This window comes from Dongshaea marina (assembly GCF_003072645.1).
GTDB lineage: Bacteria > Pseudomonadota > Gammaproteobacteria > Enterobacterales > Aeromonadaceae > Dongshaea > Dongshaea marina.
In genome coordinates this window covers 1,604,397-1,626,043 of the sequence record NZ_CP028897.1, presented here as the reverse complement: position 1 = coordinate 1,626,043, position 21,647 = coordinate 1,604,397, and the positions used below count along the sequence as shown (strand labels likewise).

Annotated in this window: 13 protein-coding genes; all 13 read right to left on the bottom strand. The window is 53.8% G+C overall.

The window, feature by feature from the left end:
• Nucleotides 1-273 precede the first annotated feature (273 nt).
• Nucleotides 274-4,170 (bottom strand): phosphoribosylformylglycinamidine synthase, encoded by a 3,897-nt coding sequence (gene purL, locus DB847_RS07930; RefSeq protein WP_108650195.1) that lies wholly within the window; start codon nt 4,168-4,170, stop codon nt 274-276.
• A 1,288-nt stretch (nt 4,171-5,458) separates the two neighbouring features.
• The gene (locus DB847_RS07925; protein WP_108650194.1) at nt 5,459-6,118 is read right to left on the bottom strand and encodes a hypothetical protein; all 660 of its coding nucleotides are present in this window, start codon (nt 6,116-6,118) and stop codon (nt 5,459-5,461) included.
• A gap of 775 nt (nt 6,119-6,893) precedes the next feature.
• Entirely contained in the window at nt 6,894-7,238 is a 345-nt protein-coding gene (locus DB847_RS07915) for a hypothetical protein (protein WP_108650192.1), read from the bottom strand.
• A 2-nt stretch (nt 7,239-7,240) separates the two neighbouring features.
• Nucleotides 7,241-10,642 (bottom strand): type VI secretion protein IcmF/TssM N-terminal domain-containing protein, encoded by a 3,402-nt coding sequence (locus DB847_RS07910; protein WP_108650191.1) that lies wholly within the window; start codon nt 10,640-10,642, stop codon nt 7,241-7,243.
• 17 nt (nt 10,643-10,659) lie between these two features.
• The gene (locus DB847_RS07905; RefSeq protein ID WP_108650190.1) at nt 10,660-11,331 is read right to left on the bottom strand and encodes a DotU family type IV/VI secretion system protein; all 672 of its coding nucleotides are present in this window, start codon (nt 11,329-11,331) and stop codon (nt 10,660-10,662) included.
• Nucleotides 11,332-11,333: 2 nt separating this feature from the next.
• Nucleotides 11,334-12,707, bottom strand: a complete 1,374-nt coding sequence (tssK, locus tag DB847_RS07900) for a type VI secretion system baseplate subunit TssK (protein ID WP_108650189.1) — start codon at nt 12,705-12,707, stop codon at nt 11,334-11,336.
• 281 nt (nt 12,708-12,988) lie between these two features.
• Complete coding sequence (tssJ, locus tag DB847_RS07895) at nt 12,989-13,564, bottom strand: type VI secretion system lipoprotein TssJ (RefSeq protein WP_108650188.1); 576 nt, start codon at nt 13,562-13,564, stop codon at nt 12,989-12,991.
• A 284-nt stretch (nt 13,565-13,848) separates the two neighbouring features.
• Nucleotides 13,849-14,595 (bottom strand): hypothetical protein, encoded by a 747-nt coding sequence (locus DB847_RS07890; RefSeq protein ID WP_108650187.1) that lies wholly within the window; start codon nt 14,593-14,595, stop codon nt 13,849-13,851.
• 32 nt (nt 14,596-14,627) lie between these two features.
• Nucleotides 14,628-15,080: a DUF4150 domain-containing protein gene (locus DB847_RS07885; RefSeq protein ID WP_199911772.1), complete on the bottom strand. Its 453-nt coding sequence runs from the start codon at nt 15,078-15,080 to the stop codon at nt 14,628-14,630.
• A gap of 9 nt (nt 15,081-15,089) precedes the next feature.
• Nucleotides 15,090-16,151: a pentapeptide repeat-containing protein gene (locus tag DB847_RS07880; RefSeq protein ID WP_108650186.1), complete on the bottom strand. Its 1,062-nt coding sequence runs from the start codon at nt 16,149-16,151 to the stop codon at nt 15,090-15,092.
• Complete coding sequence (locus tag DB847_RS07875; protein WP_159084464.1) at nt 16,138-19,779, bottom strand: DUF2169 family type VI secretion system accessory protein; 3,642 nt, start codon at nt 19,777-19,779, stop codon at nt 16,138-16,140. Before DB847_RS07875 ends, DB847_RS07880 begins: the two co-directional genes overlap by 14 nt.
• Before the next feature lie 39 nt (nt 19,780-19,818).
• Nucleotides 19,819-20,808, bottom strand: a complete 990-nt coding sequence (locus DB847_RS07870) for an Ig-like domain-containing protein (RefSeq protein WP_108650184.1) — start codon at nt 20,806-20,808, stop codon at nt 19,819-19,821.
• A 166-nt stretch (nt 20,809-20,974) separates the two neighbouring features.
• Complete coding sequence (locus tag DB847_RS07865) at nt 20,975-21,646, bottom strand: hypothetical protein (RefSeq protein WP_108650183.1); 672 nt, start codon at nt 21,644-21,646, stop codon at nt 20,975-20,977.
• Nucleotide 21,647 lies beyond the last annotated feature (1 nt).

Genomic DNA, 21,647 nt, shown 5'->3' with positions numbered 1-21,647 from the left:
GCTGGGGCGCGAGGGGATTGCAAAGGGGAAAGGCGTTTGCCCCTTTGCTCGCTGTCGGGCGAGACCGACAATTGCCACATAGTGGCAAATAGCCATCCGCAGGATATAAAAGGTTGGCTTTGTACCAATAGCGAACAAAAGCCTTTTATCATTCTCAATGGTTGTTTGTGCCGTAGGTATAAATAAAGAAGTCATCCGCTGGATAAAAAAGAGGCAGCCTAAGCTGCCCCTTTTCACCTGACTTCAGTCCATAGGGCTGAGCCGCTTAAACCATTAGCCGATGTTAGCCCGTGCATTACGGAACATCCGCATCCAGCCGCCATCTTCACCCCACTCAGCCGGATACCATGAGTTGGCAACCGCCCGGAATACCCGCTCAGGGTGTGGCATCATGATGGTGGCACGACCATCGGTGCTGGTCACTCCGGTGATCCCGCCAAAGGAACCATTCGGGTTATAGGGATAACGCTCGGTGGGCTGTCCATGGTTATCCACGAAGCGCACCGCAACCTGATTGCCCGCCTCCAGAGCCGCCAACTGCTCGGCTGAAGCCTCGACCTGCCCTTCACCATGGGCAACCGCAATCGGCAGGCGACTTCCCGCCATGCCTCTGAGGAACAAAGATGGGGACTGCTGGATCTCAACCAGTGAGCTTCGCGCCTCAAAGCTATCGGAGCGGTTACGCACGAAAGATGGCCACAACTCGGCTCCGGGGATCAGTGACTTGAGATGAGAGAGCATCTGGCAGCCATTACAGATCCCCAGGGTAAAGCTATCAGGGCGCGCAAAGAACTCTGCAAACTGATCGCTCAGGGCGTTGTTAAACAAAATTGATTTTGCCCAACCCTGGCCTGCCCCCAGCACATCCCCGTAGGAGAAGCCACCGCAGACTGCCAGTCCCTTGAACTGATCCAGGGTATGGCGCCCGCTCAGGAAATCACTCATATGCACATCGACGGCATCAAAGCCAGCCCGGTCAAAAGCTGCGGCCATCTCGCTCTGTGAGTTGACCCCCTGCTCTCGCAGCACCGCCAGCTGAGGCTGCAGTCCCTTGGCAATATAAGGCGCCGCCACATCTTCAGCCGGATCAAAGCTCAAAAAGACCGACATCCCCGGATCATTGGCATCGACTCGAACCTCCTGCTCAGAACTGGCACACTCAGGGTTATCTCTGAGCTGCTGCATCTGGAAGCTGGTCTCAGACCAGATCCCGCGAAGCTGGGTGCGCGGTGCCACAAAGCGCTCATGGCCACCCCGGGTAAAGCGGATCTGCTGATCCCGATTCAGACCACCTATGGTATGAACACATCCGGCTAACCCATGGCCCGCCAGAGTGGTCAGCACCTTTTCTTTGTCCTGACGGCGCACCTGGATCACGGCTCCCGCCTCTTCACTGAACAGAGCCAGGAAGTCATCATCATTGAGCTGATCCAGCTCGACATTGATCCCCGTTGCTCCGGCAAAAGCCATCTCGCACAGGGTGGCAAACAGGCCGCCATCACTGCGGTCATGATAAGCCAGCAGGTAATCATCCTTAATCAGCGACTGAACGCCATCGAACAGTCCCTTAAGCTGGGCCGGATGATCCAGATCCGGCGCCTCATCGCCCACCTGACGACACACCTGAGCCAGGGCTGAGCCGCCCATCCGATCGCGACCATTTCCAAGGTCAACCAGGATGAGGCAGCTATCCCCTGCATCGGTGCGAAGCTGTGGCGTCACCGTCTTACGAATATCCTGGACCGGAGCAAAGGCTGAGATCACCAGAGACAGGGGCGCCGTCTCCTGCATCTTCTCATCCCCCTCCTGCCAGCGGGTCTGCATCGACATCGAGTCTTTACCCACAGGAATGGTCAGCTCAAGCTCGGGGCACAGCTCCTCGCCGATCGCCTTGACCGCCTCATAGAGACCCGCTCCCTCTCCCGGGTGATGGGGTGCAGACATCCAGTTTGCAGAAAGCTTCACCCGGTTAAGTGGCCCCACCATAGCAGACGCCAGATTGGTCAGCGCCTCTGTCACCGCCATTCGGGCCGAGGCACCATGGTTGAGCAGTGCCAGGGGAGCCCGCTCACCCACGGCCATCGCCTCACCCAGGTAGCTATCGTAGGAGGCTGCGGTCACCGCACAATTAGCGACCGGCACCTGCCAGGGACCCACCATCTGATCTCGGGCCACCAGCCCGGTAACACTGCGATCCCCTATGGTGATCAAAAAGCTCTTATCCGCCACCACAGGCAGGCGCAGTACTCGCTCCGCCGCTTCGCCCAGGCTCAGACCACCCAGCTTAAGAGGCTTGGCCGGGATCTCGCGGCGGGTTACATCCAGCTCCATCTTGGGCGTCGAACCCAGCAGCAGATCCAGCGGCAGGTCAATGGGCTGATTATCGAAGAGCTCATCATTGAGGAGCAACTGCTGCTCTTCGGTTGCCTCACCGATAACCGCAAAAGGCGCTCGCTCACGCTCACACAGTGCGCTGAAAAGCTCCAGCTGATCTGGAGAAACCGCCAGCACATAACGCTCCTGAGATTCATTACACCAGATCTCAAGCGGGCTCATGCCTGGCTCATCACAGGCGATATCGCGAAGCTCAAACTTCCCGCCCCGTCCCGCATCCGAGACCAGCTCAGGCATCGCATTGGAAAGACCACCCGCACCCACATCATGGATAAACAGGATCGGGTTCTCATCCCCCATCTGCCAGCAGCGATCGATCACCTCCTGGCAGCGACGCTCCACCTCAGGGTTATCCCGCTGCACCGAGGCAAAATCCAGAGCCTGATCCGACTGGCCCGAAGCCATGGAGGAAGCAGCCCCTCCGCCAAGGCCGATATTCATCGCCGGGCCGCCCAGCACAATCAGCTTAGAACCGGCAGGTACTTCACCCTTTTCCACGTGCTCGGCACGGATGTTACCCATGCCTCCGGCCAGCATCACCGGCTTGATATAACCCCGGCGCTCACGCCCTTCTGCCGTTGGCAGCCACTCCTGGTAAGTTCGGAAGTAACCGGTCAGATTCGGGCGGCCAAATTCGTTATTAAAACCGGCGCCACCCAGCGGGGCTTCCAACATGATATCCAGAGGGGAAGTCAGGTGCCCCGGCATCGGATAGTTCTCTTCCCATGGCATGTGATAGCCGGGAATATTGAGGTTAGATACAGAAAATCCGGTCAGGCCCGCTTTGGGCTTTGAGCCTCGCCCGGTCGCCCCCTCATCACGAATTTCACCGCCGGCACCGGTAGCAGCGCCCGGCCAGGGTGAGATTGCCGTCGGGTGGTTATGGGTCTCCACCTTCATCAAAATCGGCATCGCCTCATGATGATAGCGATAGCGCCCGCAATCGGGATCCGGGAAGAAACGTCCGGCTTCTCCCCCCTCCATGACCGCAGCATTGTCACGATAAGCCGACAACACATGCTCCGGACACTGCTTATAGGTGTTCTTGATCATCGAGAACAGGGATTTAGACTGCTCGATGCCATCAATGGTCCAGCTGGCGTTAAAGATCTTATGTCGGCAATGCTCCGAGTTTGCCTGGGCAAACATATAGAGCTCGATATCATGGGGATCACGACCCAAGGCGGTGAACTTCTCACTCAGGTAATCGATCTCTTCTTCATTAAGAGCCAGTCCCAGGGAGAGGTTAGCCCGCTCGATGGCGCTGCGCCCCTCTTTAAGCAGCGGTACAGAGGCAAAGGATTGAGGTTGGTGTTCACTAAACAAAGCCCTGGCATCATCAATCTGCTCAAACACCACCTCCATCATGGGATCGTGCAGTACCGACTTGAGAATGGAGGATTCGTTCTCATCCAGGGGATGTTCTGAGTCTATCTGGTAGAGAATACCGCGCTCGATGCGCTGGATATGGGTTAAGCCACAGTTGTGAGCAATGTCGGTCGCTTTAGAAGACCAGGGGGAGATGGTGCCGGGGCGTGGGACGCAAAGAAGTTGAAGAGAGTTTGAAGAGCTGGGGGGATGTTGTTGGGAATTCGAGTCGGTCAAAAGCCTTGTCAGCTTGTCTCGTTCCTGCTCTTCAAGGGGCGCATTTAACTCGCAGAAGAACAGATAGTGGGCGGTTATGCTTCGGACCCTGACCTCCTGCTCACCCAGGGTGCGCAACAGCTTATCAGCCCGAAACGAAGACAGTGCAATAGAGCCTGTTAAAATTTCCATATGTACGATTCACCAGATTTTCATGTGGGGGATAATGAAATCCGCGCCATTATAAGAAAACAGCAGGCCACAAGTCGACAGTAAATCGTGATTTGCCTGCTTTTTGCTGCTAGAACCTGTAAAAAGCTGACTTTTTCCCCTCGCGCCCCGGATCTCGCTTTATCCTCGGCTCCCCTAAGGATGAAGGCACAGCTTAGGCGCAACTCCTGCCGCACAGGGATTGTGCCAATGGAACGAGAGTCAGGGACGGCAGCAGTTCCCTGTCGCAGCTAAGCTCTCATCACATCCATGTGATTCGAACTGAATCCTCTACGGTTCGCCTCGGCGCTCGCTTACGGGGGAGTAAACTTCAGATCTTCGGATCAGTTATAGAAGTAATCTTGGTTTTTTATCTGGTAGAGGCAGGATGCCGAACCGCGCAGCTCTGTGGAGGGGTGAAGTTGCTCTCAAAGCAACGTAACGCGAGATAGGACATCGAGCTGGGGAGATTTATCTGGGATGATAAATGCACAGTGCGAAGCGAGATATTGCCTACTTTTGGCGATTCAAAAGTAGGGCGCTGTCGGGCGCCCCCGACATTTGTGCCCCAGGAACAGAGAAGCTGACCGCAGGTCATCGATTCAAATACCGGGGTGTCCTTGGGAGTACAGAGGGGGTTGGACAAGCAATCCCCTTTGGCTGCAGTCGGCAGCCCGACCATTGTGCCACAGGCACACACTGCTGACCGCAGGTCAAACAGAGCCTTATTTTTATCCCGCGGATGGCTGTTTGCAGCAAGTTGCATGATTGTCGGGGTCTCCCGACAGAGCCATAAGGGGAAGGCGCTCTTCCCCTTATGAATCCCCTCGCGCCCCGGGTTTCGCTTAACCCTCGGCTCCCCTAAGGATGAAGGCACCGCTTAGACATCACGTCCCTGTGATGGCTAAGCTCTCGCGATATCCCTATCGCTAAACCTTAATCCTCCACAGCTCGCCTCAGCGCTCACTAACGGGGGGAGAACTTCCTCTCTTCGATTTAGCTTCTAAGGTAGCTTATATGCTTTTTGGTGTTTTTATTATTTCGAGGCAGGATGCCGAGCCATGCAGGTCGATGTTTGGGGGTAATGGCGTAGCAATGAAGCGAGAAGCAGGATGCTGAGCTGGAGGAGCCTATAGGGACATAGGGGCATCTTTCCAGAGTGAGTCTTTGGTTGCTTTGAGCGATAGCAAAGTAACTCGACCACCGGGCGAATACGGCTATATGGCAAAGCCATAAATATCCGTCCGGAGGACAAAAACCAACCTACCCTTTATGCGTAAACAGTCACATTACAATCCACCAGCTGCACTTTCCCGGCAAAAATTGTGGTCTTGGTATTTTCAAGCTTGGTGCTCAGGGTTTCGAGCTTGGAGTCCACCTTTTTCAACTGTGATTTGCCTTGTGTAAGCTCAACTTCGGTCGAACTCACTCTACTACCGATCTTTTCAACTTTTGACAGTGTGTTGGAGATGCTTTCTTCAACTTTATCTATTCTGGAGATGCTATGTTTCATCGATTGCCCTTGTTGCTCAAGACTTATCCCAAGAGCAGTCGTCTGATCTGCAACAGTTTTCACCTCTTTAAGTGCCACCGTCTGATTGGCTGCAATCGCTGAGTCCATCTCAGCAATCACAGTGGTGTTTTTTAGATCGGCATTCAATGTCTCGAGCCGCGCTTTTTCCTCACCGGTCGCAAAGTTTCTCTCCTTTCCCAGCGTCAGGGTGTTTTTAAGCCCAAGATTCACCTCGGTATTGGCAATCCCTGTGACATTAAGCTGCCAACCCAGGACGTTATAACTCTTAAACCCCAGATTGACCCCAATCTCCGCCCCCTGCAGATAGCAGAATTTGCGATGGGCCCGCAAAATAAAATCTCCCGAGCCCTCGGCACTCATGGTGCCATCGTGACGAATCGAAGCAGCTGCACTCATTGTCGCCTCTCCCCTACCCTCAGATTAAAGAGCCACACTCTCGTAGACCACGACGGATACCGTCATTAACCAGATGCCAAAGATCAGGCAAGCCACCAGCCATCCCGGATTTAACATATTTACCTTCACTCCTTGAATTCGGGGTATCAAAAAGTAGCAGGCATTCAGATAAAATCTCCATCCGGGTTTATCTGCTTTGGATAAAATTTGCATAAAAAAGGGCCTCAAAAAAATCCACTTGAGACAGGCGATTACCATTGGGAGTTAAATAACCACAGCTCAAGCCGGAAGCTTATGGTGGCTGCGCACTCGCAGTGTCCATGCAGCTCGACTTCAAGTCACAGGATGATTCTTCGGCGCGAATCAAAGGGGCCTAAAATCCCATTATCGAGCAACGAGGCGAGCTCTATATAGAGTTGTTTCAGTTCGAGGCAGGATGCCGAGTGGCGCAGCTCTGCGGAGGGGCGAAGTTGCTCCCAGAGCAACGTAACGCGAGATAGGATATCGAGCTGGGGAGATTTATCAGGGATGATAAATTCGCAGCGCGGAGTGAGTTTTTGATTACTTTTGGCGATACAAAAGTAATGTGCTGTCGGCAGCTAACCCCATCCCTGGTTATCGCTGCATTCGCATATCCATATGCATCGGAACCCCCGACATTGTTTTGCAGCACAGCTGCAAACGAAAAGCTCTCGAATGACGGGGATGCGTAATAACGCTTAGTGCACAAGGCAAGTCTCCCCGGCGCTGCCGGGGATTACCTGAGATTATAAATTCACACCGTATGCTGATGCACCAGGCTCGCCGCGACAGGCTGGGGGAGCCCTAACTTCCCGGAAGATTGTCGCGGAGCCAAAGCGTGTGCTTGCCTGCGCTTGGAAACCCGGTGCGCCAGCGACTGATGCTGCTCCAACAATACCTGAGCATCGGACAGAGGGGCATTGCGATTATGCCCCCCCAGCAGCTGATGGGAGAGATTAGCCAGCTCCTCAATCATGACATCGGCGCGGATCTCACTAAATGAGTGGTCACTCCCGCGAACCGCAACAATCAGGATCAACACAACCCCGAGTATCCATAGTCCGAAGATGACATAGGGCAATTTTCGTAATAACAGCATAATCAGCTCCCTAAGCCTCCCTGACACTGAGTGATCTCCAGAGGGATCGCCAGCTTATCTCCCTTGACCAAAGACAAGATCGGCAAGGCACCATCGATCTGATACTTAGCCCGAATCCACTGGATCCCAAGCTCCTGAAGAAACTGGGCTTTATCGGGAAAATCAGCAGAGGTAAAGTCCACCTGGCCACTACGAAACGCCTGCAGGAACTGCTGGAAACCCTGTTTGCCCTGCCAGGTCTTGGTCAGCTCCAGACCATTAAAGTCGATCTCAAGACGTGTTGTGCCACAGCTTTTCGGCTTCCAGGTAAAGGTCGCAGAGGTTGGATAGTTAAAGTTCTCAAGCTGCTGGGGCGCATCCGTACATTGCAGCGTCAGGGTCGATTGATAAGGCTTTTGCTTGGCTCCGGGATTTACATCGATCGGCAGTGCCTCAAAATGGATCTGGTAAGAATCCTTGGTCTCGGCCTCCAGATAGGAGCCTTGCTCAATGAAATTGAAGAAATCCCGCTTAAAGGGAAGCTGCAACCCCTGGTAACTGGCCGGATGCCAGCCATCTGCCTGAAGCTCAATAAAGGGCTTGGCCGGGCCGCTAAGGAACTTAGACAGCAAGCCGTCGCTGGAGAACAATCGGCTGCGCTGCTCAGACTGAGGGATATATTTGAGCGCCCCATAGAGATCGCTCTCCCACTCACTTTGCAGACGGCATGCCGCCAGATCCAGGCCGGTATCCATAATAAACTGATACATATTCTGGAACACCTGAGCGCCGTTGATCGACAACACCTGCTCCTTTTCACTAAACAGCTGTTTGAGCTTTTGAACCGCGGTATAGGCCTGGGTGGGGCCGGTCCCCCCGCCTGAGTAGGAGAAGATCTTCCCCATACTCTGGGCTGCACCCGCTTCACTGCTGACGCTTGGCAGCATACTGGTCAGCCCTTTCTCCAGCAGCTGATAATATTTTTCCCCCTGAGAGAGCAGCTGGAAGTACTTTGGATCCGTCTCCTGAGCACCGGTCACCGCCGAAGAAAATAGCTGGCGTCCCTGGCTAATCACTCCTGATGCTCCTTTCTCCTGGTGAGCCCAGTAACTATCGATGATCCCCTGTGACAGGCGCAAAGAACTCAGGTTCACCTTCACCAGATCCTGGATCACACTCAACTCCTTGAGAGTGCGCCGCTGCAGGCTGATAAAGGGGTTATTCTGGTTATTCAGCGTCAGGGCTATCAGCTTACGATCCGCAGAGCTCAGGTTTTGTCCCGAGGCCACAAAGTCCTTATTAAACTGTTTCCAGTGCTGGACATAGCGCAACCCATACCAGGTCTTAAAGCGTTTGATCCGATCCTGGATATCGGCCAGGCCACTGGTATCAAGGATCTGGGTGAGCAGGGTATTAATCAGCTCGTTGCCCTTCTCGGTATAAGCCCCCGGCACCTTCAGCGATTTGCTCAGAGGCAGCTGCCAGAAATCAGAAGCACTCACCCCGGACACCTTATCACTGGCCCAGCGGGTCACCCAGTAGAGATCGGTCCGGGTGGCCAGAACCTGAGACAGCCGAAGCCGGGTAATCGAGGCCAGATCGTAGAGCTGTTGTGGCTCGCTCTGCCAACGCACATAAGAGACAAACAGACGGGCAAAGGCATTTTGATACTCAACATCGACCCCCGCCAGCGACTTATTTCCTTTCGCCCAGCCGCTGAGTCCGGGAAGAGAGTTCCCCTTCAGCCGGGCCTGGATCACCGATAGCTGCCAGGAGAGGTGATCGGCCGCATCACCAACCGCCACAAAAGAGGCATCACTGCCCATCTTCTGCACCTGGCGAAGGAGCTGATTATTGATGGGATCCAGCACCTTCTTCTCAAAGCGTTTCACAAAATAGCGATGACCACGATCCAGCGCCTCGTAGACGGGATCCTGGAGGGTTAGCTTGGGCAGATACCACTGAGATTGATCCTGCTGAACCTCATCCATCGTCTGCTGCAGGGCCTGTAAAGAGAGGATCTCCTGCTCCACCGAGCCTTGCACTGCCATGGTTTTCTTGAGCTGTTTATCCAGGGTGCGAATCGAGTGATCGCTATCGATATAACCCAGGCTCAGGATCCCGACCGTTGCAAATGACAGCAACAGCACGGTTACCAGGGTCAGGTTACTGGTCAGGGTACGCCAGCGCAGAAATTCGCTGATCGGCTCAAACAGGTTGCGATCTTCAGGCAGCAGGCGAGCAAACAGATCGTAAAGAAACAGCCCCTCACTCTTATCACTCTCCCGGCTAACCGACATCTCCCCAAGCGTCAGGCTGGTCTGCTCTCCCGGTTGCATCGCACTGGTGAGGTACAACCCCCGCAGCAGGGCCGCCTCATGATAGTTCTGGTGGCCGAAGGCACTGTTACAAAACTCCTTAATCGGCTCAGCTAACAGGCCCAGCTCCGAGGCCAAAGCCAACCGGCCACTTCCCACATGGCTGGGTCTCTCCTTGATCAGTTGGCGATTGAGTCGCTTCACCATATCATCCAGAGCCGCCGGGATCAGTTGTGAGACCGGCAGCTCGGCGCTGTTGGTGTAGCCAAATCCCTGACGTTTCTCCTCAAGGCTCAAGCCACTGGCATAGTCCACGAAGCCGTAGATCTGATCAGCCTTGGTGATCATCAGGTACACAGGGATCCGGGCCCCCATCACCCGGGTCAAACGATCGAGCCGGGCGCCGATGTAGCGCCCATACTCCTGGAGATCAAGCTCTCTCCCCTTAAGGAGCTTATCGGCGGGAAGGGTGATCATGATGCCGTTGACGGGCTCACGTTTGCGATAACGAGCCAGCAAGACCAGGAAGTCGAGCCACTCCTGCTCATCCTCATGATCATTGATCGGTACCGCGTAGCGACCCGCGGTATCCAATACCACCGCCTCTTCGAAAAACCACCAGTCACAGTTATGGGTCGAAGAAACCCCGGCCACCGGGCCAACCTTTGAGAGCACCGAGGTGAGGCCACAGTGAGAAATAGCACTGCTCTTCCCCGAGTCTGACTCACCAAATACCAGGTACCAGGGGAGGACATACAGGGGGTTGCCCTGCTTTCTCAGCCGTGATGAGCGCAGGGTATTCACCGCATCCAGCCAGCGCTGCTGCAGCTCCTGATAACGCAGCTTATGGATCTGTTGCGCCTCGGCAATCCGCCGGGCATCGCTCTCGACTATCCGCTCAACAAACTGTTTTTCCCGATGCCGCAACAGATAGCGACGCAACAGGATCCCAAGGGCCACCAGCCCGGCAATCCCTGCCAGGGCGATGCCACCCACCCACCAGGGCCACTCATAGATCTTAACCAGGTAAAACACACCGCCGGCAACCAGCCCGATTAACACACACAGCAGCAGCCACTTCAGCAAACCCCAAAAAAACTTGCCCATTTAGTTCTCCAAACCCTCTAAGCGGGCCAATTCAATAGCTCTGTCACCAGTAGATCGTGATAGACCAAAAACACCACCAGGGTCCCAATCAATGCCCCGATGATCAGGGCGATCCCCAGCGGATCAATCCAGTGCCACGCCTTAATTCGCTTGCGTGAGCTGGTCGGGTTGTCATGCAGCACATCAAACAACACCTCACTTTCCTCATAACCAAGGCACTCATTGATCTCATTGCGAACCTGCTGCAGGTGCGCCTCTCCTTCATGGTAAAAGCGCCCCTTGAAGCCACTGGCCAGACAGGCTCCGTAGATAGACAGCAGATCCGTCACCACCGCCAGCTGTGCCGGATTGGTCTGCTGCTTGCGGTGCCCTGCCAGAAGGCTATCGAGCCTGACAAAAAACTCCTCTCCGGCACAGTTGGTCCCGAAAAAGCGCATCTGCAGTGGCTGCCAACCCTGGGCAACTCCCCACTCTGAGAGCAGCAACATCTCATCGGCCCAGGCGTACACCGCAAAATCCGCATCCCCCTGCCACTCACTGGCACCCCGCAGACGCCCGATCTGAGCGCTGGTCTGCTCACGCAGCTCCTCCAGCCAGTCACCGATCGCAGTGCTCTCCAGCTGGCACTTGCCTTCGGCCACCAGGGACACCGCCGCCATAAATGGCTGATAAATTCCCAATAAAACCATAACTATCCTCGGGTGATATAGAGGGTCACCTGCCCCTCTTCCGGGCTCATCCAATACAGGCCCAGCCTGCGGCTATCACAGACCTGCTGCCACAGCGGCGATTCCTTGTCGATCTCGCAATAAAGGCCCGCCTCCACATAGGGCAGACCATGAGGGGTGCTCTCCTGAGGAGTCAGGGGGATCCCGGAAACCGCCCGCGCCATCAGGGCGGTCAGCCCCTCGGTCGAGGCCAGCTTGACCATGCGACCCAGATCACCCAGCAGTTTCTCCCGCTCACAACCACGAAACAGCAGCCAGTAACGGAACTCGCCCGACAGCGCCCGCTCCTCAAGCTCGCAGCTCCAGATCCCCTGCTGCTTCTCAAGACGCACCACATACTCGGGACCGACTATGATCCCCCGCAGCGCCCGCTTGAGCTGATACTGCAGCTGATCAAACACCTGGGCCAGCCGGCAGTGATCGTATTCGGGCCAGCGGTCGGTTCCCGGCTCCCCGGCCACCGACAGATCCATCACGAAGCTGCTGAGCTCGGCAACCATAGAGCACAGGGAGGACCACATCAGCCGCGGATGCACAACAGGGGTCTCCACCAGATCCTGAACCCGCCAGGCACAGCGATTGAGAGCCTGGATCGCCAGCATCAGTCCCACATCAAACTGCCCCTCTTCGAGCATCCGCTCGCCGGGCTGCTTAAAGCGCTCCACCTGGCGCGCCCGTGATACCATCTGATCCCTAAGATCGGTCAGCAAAAAGCGCAGTCCCGGCCACTGTTGCACATTCAAAAGCGGTGGCACAAACCGCTCACACAGCCGGATATTCGGGCCATCGCGCTCCAGGCGGGCAATCGGGATCAACTGATAATCTCCCGCCTGCTCCACCTCGCTCTCCCAGAAGATCTTCACCAGGTAGCGCATCTGCCGCGCCTGTCCCGGAGCTCCCTGGCCATAGAGATCCGGCACAGTGTGGGGATCTAAATCTGTGATGAGGCGGCTATCGAGCTCGGCACCGCTGGCGCCGGCCTCTACCTCGGCCACATTACTCCCCTGGGTTTGCCACTGGCGAAGCCCCAGATAGACGGTGAAAGGCTGGCCAGTTTCGACCCAGGCATGATCAAACTGGCGACTGGAGACACTCGCAGACTCAGGGATTGAGCACAGGCTGCCATCGGGAAACAGCAGCTCTCCCTCACTCACCACCAGCCGCTTCTCCGCCAGGGCATCTTCATGAATCGTCAGGCTATTCACCCCCCAGCTATCATTGCCCAATAGCTGGGTGATCCTGGTTCTGTGTACCTGGTGATATTGTGATTCCAGTTGGAAGTGTTGCGGCTGAAGCAGCAACCCCTGATGCCAATAAAGGGGAGCATTCCTTTTCACTTCATTCTCCTAATACCGTATAGCCAAAATACCCTGTCTCCCTTGAGACATGCTCCGAGGAGCCATGGATAGCGAGCCGCGAACCTTTGCGGAGGAACTCGCAGCGCGTAGCAAGATTTTGATGACTTTTGACGATAAAAATTCATGTACCGTCGAGAGTTAGCACCATCTCTGGTTATCACCGCGTCCGTATATGCTCCTGTAGCCCCGATTTGCTTTGCAGCAGTGCAGCTGAACAATAGCATCCGGGGCAGCGGTCTACATAATAACGCTTCGCTGCACTAGTTCGCAGGCACCCTTGCCTTTTGAATATCTTTCTCACTCAATTTCAAATGCATATCCAACTTTCCCGGAAGATACTGATCTTTTTTCCAGAACAGGCTCCCCTTGGTTGAATGCAGGATCGGAAACTCATAACTCACAATGACATTTTTCGAATTCAGGTGGCTGTAACCTGCCACAATCGTAACAAACCGGCTGCCCTTATAGCGGGCAAACGTCTGTTGTAAGCTTTGAGAGGGTTGAATAAAGAGGCGACGACTGTGAGTGACCGAGTTACTAAAGCTTGAGCATTTCAGCAGGGTTTTAAGCCCCTTGCGACTCTTGGTCAATTCATTAAAAGCGGCAATATCTGAGAGCTGATAGATACACAGCATCAGGGTATGGGGCTGTGCATCATAGAGGTTCAGCTGTTTGCTGCTGGTGATGGTTAACTTAGCAGCATCAGGCTGCCAATCCCATTTGATCTGATCCGGATGCTCAACCGGAACCGGGTTAGCCGCCGGATCTGAGGATTTAGAGCCACTGGAGCAGCCCACCAGCAAGATCCCCAATACACAGATCATCAGTCGCCTCATGAAACCTCCTCGTACCACATAGCTTAACCACCAACCAAACTTGTTACATGACCCTGGGCCATGGATGGCGAGTCGCGAAGCTCTGCACAGGGACTCGCAGCGCGTAGCGAGTTTTTGATTACTTTTGACGATACAAAAGTAATGTGTCGTCGGCAGCTAACCCCATCCCTGGTTATCGCTGCATTCGCATATCCATATGCATCGCCACTCTCAACATTGTTTGCAGTCGTGCTGCAGGCAAATAGCATTTGGATAAGCGATATACATAATAGCGCTTAGCCGCACTAGATCAGATCTAACCGGTAAAGCTCAGCCTCACTCTCATCACCCGGGGCCGAGCCAAACAAGATCGCATCGACATCCCCTTTCACCCTTACATAATAACTATCATCATCCGTTAAGGGATTAGCGACTCCCCAGGCTAAAAACTTCTGAGAACCGGCCTCAAGCTCCATCCCCTGAAACGGGAAGTTGAGCTGACAGCGCTCGGGCAACCGTCCGGCCGGGCCAACCCCATGAGCATCGATCTCTCCCCCATGAATGGCCAGCATCGCACCCTGCCACTGCCCATCCTCAGGTCCCACCTCAAACCAGGTGCCCTGCTGAGGCTGGTGATGACAGCAAATCCGATAAGGTTTGGCTTGCACCTTGGCTGGCTTGGTCGCCCGGGCCAACAAACGAGGGCCAAGCTGTGCCTGATTGACCCATTGCAGGTTAGAAAACAGCATCGGCGCTCGCTCCTGATGGGGGGCAACCACAAAGACCGGAAGCTCGGTATCACGATGCTGACGAACGGTTAACAAAGCCAGGCTCAGGGCTCGCCACTGATCCATCGTGATCGGGTTATCCGACCAGATGACCCAAGTATCTGTTTTCTCCAGCTCCTGGCACAAGGCAGACATATCCGCCTCATGCTCAAGCCAGAAGTGGCCGGACACGGCCAAACCATACTTACTCAGCCCTTCAAACAGAGATTTCACCCGGGCTTCATCTTTTTCCAGCGCACTAATCCAAACTGTTTTTTTATTCATATTCCATCACTCATTGTAGGCTCTGCTGTCACCTAAGACATCACCAATACGGTAAACTGACCCGGAACCATGGCGACCCCCGGGCAGTTGGGACTCATACCATTTTGTCCCGTCACACTCGTCATGTGCTGAATCGGCATCCCATCTCCCATCACGGTGACACTGCCCACCATAAAGCGGGTCGGTCCCATCATCATGCCGGACACCACACCACCGGCCGCTCCGGCGTTATCACCGTTACTCACGGTAATCTCAGAGCCGGCATTCAGGGCTGGTAGCCCGGCAACCAGCAGGTTCATCACCCCCCCGGCAGCCGTCGCATCCATCGCAATATTGGGATAAGGGATCGGCACAGGCCCAACGGGAGTAGGCGTGTTACACACATCGGGCATTCCCATATTCATGCCTGGCCCCATATTTTCATAAACATAGCGATCCTCCTGATTGATTCGGTCTCTTGAGAGAGAAGCTTGACCGGCAATCATCTTGCCGCATCATCCATCCCGGCGCAGCGACCAGGTTTCCGCTTCATAGAGATCATCATCGGTGCCAGTCACCGCAAAGCGATTGGCTCCCTGCCACTCGACTCCTTCCAGCACACTACGGTGAAACTTAGCATGGGACAGGTTGGCCCCACTAAAGTCGGCCTGTTTCAGACTGGCATAAGAGAAATCGGCATAGCGGCAATCACATTCGAGCCAGCGGCCTCCCTCCCCCTCTAATGTGGTCATAACTCCCTGGAGTAACACGCTACCACTAAAGTCTGTATCCTTTAACCTGGCACTATCAAAGTTCGCATTTTGAAGATTACTACGGATAAAGCTTGCACCCGACAGGTTTGCCTTTTGAAAAACACTGTAGGGTGCCTCAATCCCCTCCAGGTTCGCCCCACTGAGATCGCTTGAGATAAAAAAGCAGTGGGGCATCCGTAATCCACCGAGATCCATCTCCTGCATTTGACACTCATTGAGCTGCACCGCATAAAAACGGGCTCCCTTCAGCTGTAAGGGACGTAGATCCAGTTTTGCCAGGTAACTCTTCTCTAAAAGGGCCTCCTGCAGATCAATGGACTCAAGGGCACATTCCTGCACAACCACGGTTGTCAACCTGCTCTGGCTCCAGTTGCATTGTTCCAGGCTGCACTTTTGAAAAATCACTCGCTTAAGGGAAGCCTGAGACCACTCGATCTCCTCAAGCTCACAGCCCTTAAATATGGTGTTTTCACTGTGCCCCTGCCTGAGATCACACTGGGAGAGATTGGATTTTGTGAAGAGCGTCGAGTTTAACTCGGTTCCCTGAAAATCACTGCGTTCAAACTGACAGTTCTCCATCACGGTTCGCGTCAGATTAGCCTTATGAAAGCGGGTGTCGTCAAACCTACAACGACGAAAGATCGCACCTTTAAGCTCAGCCTGGGTGAGTATCGCTCCGGAAAAATCACAATCTTCAAACACCAGATTGCTGCAATCGATATCACTGAGCACCTCCCTGGCAAAACACTGATCCTTGAATACCGGAGTATACTCCGCTTGCTGCAACAGTTCACTTCGATTCATGATTGATCGCCTCCAGCAGCTTCTCTTTATCCACCAGCACAGTGCGCTTTAGGTTGATTCCTTCAAGCTTGGTATCACCAATCTCCAGCTTACGGATGTCCGCGTTATACAGGCTGCAGTGACTCAGATCTGCTCCAACCAACCGAGTCTTCACCAGGGCCGTCTGCATCAGATTGGCCCCCCTGAAATTAGCCCCCTCCAGATTGCTGCGAGCTAACTGACCTTTTTTCAGATCCACATGGGTAAAGTCAGCCTTCATCATTTGGCACTGGTTGATATAGGCTCCATCCAGGTTAGTCCCTGAAAAGTCTCCCCCACTGGCATCCCCCTCCATCATACTGAGTCTTGGCAGCTGTGCCCCGCTAAAATTTGCCCCGGGTATCATCGCGGCCCCAAGGCGTAACCCCGGAAGTTCGGCTCCCTCAAATGCAATATCCTCCCCCTCAATGGACCACAGGTTGGCTTTCGCTCCCCGGGACTGTTGCAGCCTCCCCTGGCGAAGCTTCGCATTCATCAAGACCGCTTTTTCCAGCCGTGCTCCTCTCAAATCAGCCCGATCCAGGGTCGCCTTCATGGCATATACTTCCCCGAGATCGGAGTCCTTGAGGTTTGCATCACTCAAGTCGGCATCCTGCAGCAGGGTATGGTAAAAACGCCCCCCGCTGAGATTGGCTTTCGCGAGCTTTGCGCCCTTCAGCATCGCCTTATCAAACACAGCCTCCGGAGCCTGGCACTCACTCAGGTCCGCCTTTCCCATCAGCGCTTGGCTCAAATCCCCCTGGGAAAGGTTTGCCCCGACCAGGCATAGTTTATCGGCAACCACAGAGTGAAGCCTGGCCTTAGAGAGATCGCTATCGCTCAGATCGGTCCCCGAAAGTATGGAGTGAGAGAGATCGGCTCCACTGAGCACAATCCCCTTCAGACAAAGTCCCGAGAGATCCAGGCGCTGCAAGGACTCTCCATCTCGATAAGCCTCTTCTAATTCGGGGCGGGTCAGTTTGCGATACTTAAGCTTGGCAAGTTTGGGATCCTCTTTCACTGCCGCCGCCTGGCTCTTCGCTTGCTCTATCTGTTCGGGCGCCTGAACCGCAAGGGGCTCCATCTTATCCAGGATCCCCGACATCTTTTGCTTAAAGTCATCCATCTTCTTGAGCTGCTCTGCCGGAAGCGGATACTTCTTATGACTTGCCACGGCACTCACCTGGGCCATCGCTTGATCAAGCCCTTGGCGCAACTCCTTAAAGGTTTGCACCGGGTTCGCAGGCAGGGGATTTGCCATCGCCTTTAAGAAATTCCCCCGGTACTGGCTCAATGCATCCAGAGCCTTCGCCTTTGACTCGGCGTGGGGAATTTTCGAAAGCTGTTGCTCCGCTTCTTTAAGATGAGTGTCTAACTTGCTGCGGATAAAGTCCGGTATCGATAAGCCCCCTGTGTGTTTCTCCTGCATCGCCTGCTGGAAGTCGGCCGGCCCCGGCGCCTCCTGCTGCTCTTTGCGAAGGTAGGGTTCGAGCCAGGCCCGGGGGTTGTGCTTTTGCTCGATAAAATCTTCGAGCGATCCCATATCCTTGGGGAGAGGCCAAAGCCTGGCCTGTGGGTTCACTGCTAACCAGGGGGCCAGCAGCTCCTGGTTCTCCGATTGCTCTGCCGCAACCGGGATAAGTAGCGGATCAGCCTTGACGACCTGTTTCGCCCCTTCACTCTCAGCACTCGGAGCAACTCCAACTCGTAGCGAATCATCCAGATCCTGTGCCAGCCAATAGGCGGTGAAAGGATCACCGGCCACCAGCGCCGGGGCATCCTCCTCGGGTGGTCCTGCACTCCAGCAACATTCGGGACTTTCGCTGCCCTGAACCCTGTATTCGCCTTTAGCACTATCAAGGGATTTGGGCCTGACCGTTAGCCCGACAAATTTATCCTCTTTATATTCCGCAAGCAGCCAGCCCGGGCCAATGCTATCGCGCTCTGCAGCCTCATTCAGCTGCCACTGCTGTGGCTTAAAAGGATAAGCCGCCCCGAGGTACCCCAGCAGATAGCGCTGGGCACTCACAGAGCGGATCCCTAGTGCCTCATGCTCCGGGCGCTTTTTAGCGATACTACTCTGTGCCAGGGCAACCAGCCTGCTCGCCTGGGTCGACCAATCGTTGGTTAGCTCAAATTGAGATGCAACCTGGGCCTTACTCTGCTCAAGCTTTGCCAGTGCTTCTTCTACCTCCGGCTTTCCCTGAAGCTGGGGGTATTTTTTCACCTGCTGCTGAAGCTGCTTCTGCGCCTTCTCCAGCTCCTGGCCGGCCTGCTTTTGCACATCCGCTATTTTAGCTGGCAGCTCCCCCAGCGTAGCCCTTTGCCTGAGGAGCTGAGAGTGGGCCTTATCCAATTTGGCAATCACCCCGGGTGGCATCGGCTTGCTCTTGAGGGACGCCTTGGTAGCCAGTAACCGCTCAATATGACCATCGAGCTGGCTGCTCATGGAGGGTGCCAGATCCAGCATCCCGAGCTTGGGCTTAGGCTGTGCTCCCTTGATCTGATCAAGCTTAAAGTTAAGCAGCTTAGGTACATCAGCAAGCTTTTTCTTCGCCTCCGCCAGCTTCAGTTTGGCCTGGGATTTTAGCTCCTTCGCATCTGCCATCACCTGCTCAGGCATCATCCGCTCAGCCGTACTGCGTTTGGACTCTTCAAGATACTGCTCAATGGTCAAGGGCTCACTACCCGGCGCTTCCAGCCCAAGCACCACCTGCTTCACATCCAGCGCCTCGTCATCCCGGATCACGGCGGCGCCATGGTAAAGAACCACTCCCATGTTTGCTTCGGGAAGCAGCCACACCGTATCGCAATGCAGAGTCACCTCGGTAAAGAGCTCTTGCTCATCCTCATCATGTTTAATGAACGCCCGTGGTCGGTAAGTCGGAAGAGCACCGGTAATTTTAGGCTGCTGCGGGTGTAGATTCACCAGGTGATACTCAGCCCCGAGTTCAAACCACCCCTTAATCTGCTGATCCAAGGGCGCAACATTGAAAAAGCGCGGATCAAAATCATCGGGAAAGCCAGGCCAGTTCGTTTGCAGCCACTGCTTATCATAAGTCCCCAGATATCGGTAACGCAGGGGATGCTCCATTGCAAGGGGCAACACTCCGGCCTCGGGCACCTGCTGCTTATACCTGAGCTGGGCTTGTCCGGGATAAAAAATTGAAGCAGGCTGTAAAGCCTGTTCAGCTTGCTCCGAGTCGGCCCTGTCCGCCACAAGACATAACTCACGACTCAGGGGGCGGCATGCAAAAGGCAGTGGTTGTGAAGCACTGTCATCATCCAGCCAGTGACGCTCCCCATAGATATCCAGCTGCTTATTGGCCCCGCCAACTCCGGCACCGATCCGCACCTCCGGCTGGGGATCTCCCTCACTATAGGCAGAGCCCTTGAGCAGCCACTCTCCATTGAGTTTTGGCATGCCGACATCCAGACTCTCACCCCCTAAGACATCCTGCAGGCGCGTCCACATCTGCTGCTCATCGATAATCTGTTCACGCTCACCCAGCTCAAACGCCACCATGGTGGTGATCCCCAAGTGGCACTTACGCCCCAGCTGGAAAGGCGCTAGCAGTATTCCCTGTTGTAAACTCTTGACCACCCGCATCATTATTCCTTTGGTTATCTTATTTTTGTGCCCAAGGTGCTAACCTAAAATATGAATCTCTGAATTATCTATAGTTAGAGCTCTACTACGAATCGCCATATCACCATCATCTATCATCATTTGAGCGTTATCTAACTGAACGCTAAGGCTTCGAACCAGCATTTCTGAATTAACAATATTAGATTGTATCTCTTCAACACTAACCTCTATCTCTTGCACTTGGCTTTCAATTGTTTGCACGACCTGCCCAGTATTATTAATTGTAAGCTCACCGCTAGATATGCTTTCCCCAGAGACGTTAATATTGTTATTCACTGTTCGTATTGATTCATCAGATACAGCCAAGTCGCTGTTAATAACTATTTGACTATCGTCCCCTAGTTGGGATTGAGATGCAAAAATCTTAGACACTCTCCCTTTTAGAGAGTCATATTTACCTTTTAGGTCCTTCTGGTATGTTTTTAGCGTTAGAGCTCCCCCAGCATTAAATGTATACTCTAAGTCCAGGTTTACTTTTGTTGCTAAGCCAATGTTCACTGCTAAATTTTCACCAATAACATCTGTCGACTTATTTCCCAAAGTCACACCGATATTACTTCCCATCGCCATAGTGATTACATTTTGAGCCGTTAGCGTATAGCAGCCATGGGTTTTACTATCAGAGCTGGAAGATATCGGCTTACTCCCTTTACTCCAATCTTTACTGGGTGCAGGTTTTCCACTAACCGAGATGGTAACCTCATTATGCGACTCCACAATATTGCCATTTTTGGAGATCACCCAGGCTTCAACACTTAAGTTCTGTTGGTCTTTGTTGCCTGTTGTCCAATCATAATGAAAATCACTCTGATCAAAAGATTGCGACTCCACCACTCCAACCTGCTGCCCTGCAACATAGAATTCTACTCTACTCACCCGGTGGGGATCATTGACCCGGGCCTTAATCATCACCGATGAATTCTGCTTAAACTGTGCTCCATTTTCAGGTGAGAGAATACTGATACTATTTACTGCCGTCGCGGTTACCATAACTACTACCTTAATCTAAAGTTTTCTCACTTATTGATAGTGAATACTCCATATCACCATCGTGATTAAATCATTATGCAATGCTCAGCTCTATTGAAACCAATATTGCATAATGATCTTTAGGTTAGCTTCCAGCGGGAAGCTAACCCGGGCTTCTGATCCATCGCTACCCCATAATGATGAGCGCTGATCCATTGACAGCTATATTGATTGTTGTCACCTCGGATTCACCTGCGGTGATTCTTGCCTCATGATTTTGGATGACGGCTTCTCCATCATCCACTCTGGCGGTTACCTGTTGAACATCTGTCTCGACCGCGCCTATCCTGGCTTCCGTGTTATCGATTCGGATACTTTGCTGCTGAATCGATTGCTCCGTCGCCTGAACCCGGTTGGTCACGGCCCCCAGATCGGTTTCTACGACTCCAACCCGATTACTCACGGCCTCAACCTTTTCATTTGTTGCATGCATCGCATCAAGTGTTAACTCTGATAGCTCAGAAACAACCCCGGTTTTATTCAGCAAGGTTTGAAAGTCCTCCAAAGCGACTTTGTCATCTTTGGCTTTTAATCGGGTGACATAATTTCTTAAATTAACATCTTTATCAAAGCTCAACTTGAAGTTTAGATTGGCATTGACGGCCGTTGTGACCCCTGCCCCAAAAGTTACCGAGCCACCGAGCAAGCTATAAGACTTGAAACCAACGGTCAGATCAACAGCGGATCCCAAAGTTAAAGAGACCTTGTTTTGGCAATTGATTGCATAATTCCCATGAAAAGCACCTTTATCAACATTTGCGCTAGTGAGACTTTTTGCGCCATCTTTCCAGTCCGCCATA